This is a genomic window from Pseudomonas sp. AGC41, from assembly GCF_057334555.1.
In genome coordinates this window covers 1-3,213 of sequence record NZ_JBHFJB010000134.1, presented here as the reverse complement: position 1 = coordinate 3,213, position 3,213 = coordinate 1, and the positions used below count along the sequence as shown (strand labels likewise).

Here is a 3,213-nt window from a genome sequence, read left to right as displayed (position 1 = left end):
GTTTCCCGAGGAGCCGAAGGCGGGGAAAGGGAATTTGGAGCTGTTTCAGCAGTATGCCAATGGTCATGCGTTCAAGGGTGCGGAGTATCAGGTTGAAGATGCCCTGGGCAAGGTCATCAAGGGCAAGCTGGATAGCAATGGTTTTGCGGCCGTAGCAGGCTTGGCACCGGGTCCGGCCAAGGTGCTGTTTGGTCGCGATAAAACAGAGACCGCATCCGCTGCCCCTTTTGACAATCAAGACTCATCAGCTCACGCCAAAGCTGGCGCACGCACGCCCGCTGCCGCAATGCAACAGTCTTTAAACAGCCTGTTCGCCGCAGAAACCAGCACTACATCCCCACCCAGCCCTGCCTCCCTCACCAAAGAGTTGAGTGGTACGGCCATCCAAAAGCTCATGCCAGCGCCAATGAAAGAGCTGTTGAACGCACAACAAGGAAAGGGATAACCACAATGGATAGATGTGGCGGAGTGGTTGCTCCCACGAACACGTTTACCGAAGACGACGTCATAGAAGGCACCGAACTTCTCGCCAAATGGCTCACCACTCTCACCGGCGACGTTGTCAACTGGCGGGCGGTCATTACGGTCGGGGAAATGCTACCAGTTGCCGGATCAATATTCGCAGCCACCGATGCCGTCGGCGACATCATTGGGCTCGCACGAGGCAACAGCGAATACAGATCTGACATTTTTAACTGGGTCGGCCTCGGTATCAATCTGTTTGCAATTGTCCCGATTCCCGGTATTGGCCCGGCTCGCGCAGTTATGCGTCCGGCATTAAAAGCGGTCAGAACCAGCCACAAGGACGGCATTGCGCAAGCTCTTATCGGTTCGATTGAAAGCGCCCTGGCAAACATTTGCCCTGTAGATCTCGAGGAAACCCTTAACAAAGTCCAGAGCACTCTGCAGAGCATCCTTAAAGATTTCGCGGCAAAAATTGTCGAGGTATGCAAATTCCTAGCGAACCTCATACGGTCTGTCGCCAACGGAACCGTACAAGACGTTGCGCTCAGCGTGCTGTTCCCTGGCATAAGCCTCATAGTAAATGCCGCCGACTACGTAAAAAGAACAACTGGCCTCGGGTACAGCAAGGAGGACCTAAGCTTCGGTGTAGATAAGCAGAAGTTGGAAAAAATTCTTGAACCCGTTGCGGTCAGCATTGAGCAGATTGGCGAGATAGCCGGTAAAAATATCGCCAATATAGGTATGGCCACCGAGGCTGGCAGTATCGCCGCCATCATCAATGCGCTTGTCTTGGCAGTACGAAAACGAAAACGCGCACCCAATCAGGCAAATGTCAGCCCAGCCAGAACCAATGAAAGCAGAAAACAACAGCCCCAAAATGGCAACGAAGCCAGCCCGGCGCAACGCGCAGCCCGCGCCGATGCCAACTGCAGAAAACAAGGAACCGCTGGGGGTACTGGATGCAACATCAGCTTTGCCATGGGCAGCGAGACGATTGTCCACACAGACTTCCAGCTTCCCGGCGTTTTTCCCTTGGAGTGGAGCAGAACCTATCGATCCTCGCTCTCTGCATTCGACAATAGTCCATTCGGCGCACGCTGGATCACGCCATTTGCCAGCCGGTTCGACCTAAACGAGGATCAGCTCACCTACCATGCGACTGACGGGCGCAGCCATAGCTACCCGTTGCCGAAAGTTCTAGGGCACCACTACGACCCTATCGAAAGCGTGGTAATTGCACGCGCCAGCAAAACCCAGTTGACACTTCTGCGGGGCCACGAAAGCCAGGAACACTATCAGCGAGCCGGCGATCAGTTTCGCCTGACTGCAATTGTCCTACGCGGTGGTGCGCGCATCACCCTGCATTACGAACACCAACATGCAGGCCAAGCCGTTCTATCAGACCTGATCACCTACCAGGGCAATACCCCACACCACCATATCCACCTCCAACTTGATGAACACGGTCGCATCTCAGTCCTGTGGTTTATGCACGAAGGTCTACCATCCCGGCAACTGGCCAGCTACGACTACGACGAGCACGGCGACCTGATCGCCGCCCGCGACGAACACGCCGCGCAGTGGGACTACCAGTATCAACACCATCTAATCACCCGCTATACCGACCGCACCGGGCGCGGTATCAACCTGCAATGGCAAGGTGAAGGCGCCGACGCCAAAGCCATACGCGAATGGGCCGACGATGGCAGCTACGACACCCGCCTGGAGTGGGACGAGAACATCCGCCTGACCTACGTGACCGACGCGTTGGGCCAGGAGACTTGGTACTACTACGACATCCTCGGCTACACCTATCGCATCATCTACCCCGACGGCAATGAGGAGTGGTTCTACCGCGACGATGCCAAGAATGTTGTCCGTCATATCCACACTGACGGCAGTGCCGACAGCTATGCCTATGACGATGTCGGCAATTTGCTCCAGCACACCCGCCCTGACGGCTCATCAGTCCACCACGCCTACGATGATCAGGATCAGCTCTTCAAAACCCGCGACGCCGAAGGCGGCCTGTGGAAGTACGATTACGATCAACGCGGCAACATCATCGAAACCATCGACCCGCTGGAGAACACGACCCAGTACACCTACAACAGCGACAACCTGCCCGTGCTCATCACCGATGCCAACGGTGGTGCCAAACAACTGGCCTACAACGCTGACGGCCAACTGATCCGCTACACCGACTGCTCGGGCAAAATCAGTCAGTGGCACTACGATGCACTCGGCCAGCTCAGCCGTTTCACCGATGCCGAAGGCCACGTCACCAGTTACGAATACCGCACCGGGCAATTGGCGCGGCTCATCCACCCTGATAAAACCGAAGAACTTTTCGAGCGCGACGCCGAAGGCCGTTTGCTCAGCCACACCGATGCCCTGCGCCAGCGCACCACCTGGCACTACAACGAAGCCGGGCTGATCCAACAGCGCCAGGACGCCAACGACACAACCCTCGACTACCGCTGGGACCGCCTCGGCCAACTGATCGAACTGCGCAACGAAAACAACAGCAGCGCCAGCTTCAGATACGACCCGGCCGGGCGCCTGCTCAAGGAAACCGGCTTCGACCAGCAAACCACCCATTACCTCTACGACCACGGCAGCAATCAACCGACGCGCCGCCTCGATGGCGACCGGGTCAACGAATTTGAGTACGACCCACTCGGCCGATTGATCGCCCGTCATGCCGGGCATAAGGAAGGCCTGGAATGGCAGACCGAGACCTTCGCC

Annotated in this window: 1 protein-coding gene and 1 pseudogene; both read left to right on the top strand. The window is 56.8% G+C overall.

Annotated elements, in window-relative coordinates:
- A pseudogene (locus ACE04F_RS21915) lies at window positions 1-445 on the top strand (hypothetical protein); the annotation flags it as partial.
- A 23-nt stretch (window positions 446-468) separates the two neighbouring features.
- A partial coding sequence (locus ACE04F_RS21910) for a DUF6531 domain-containing protein (protein ID WP_486109896.1) occupies window positions 469-3,213 on the top strand: 2,745 nt, incomplete at its 3' end.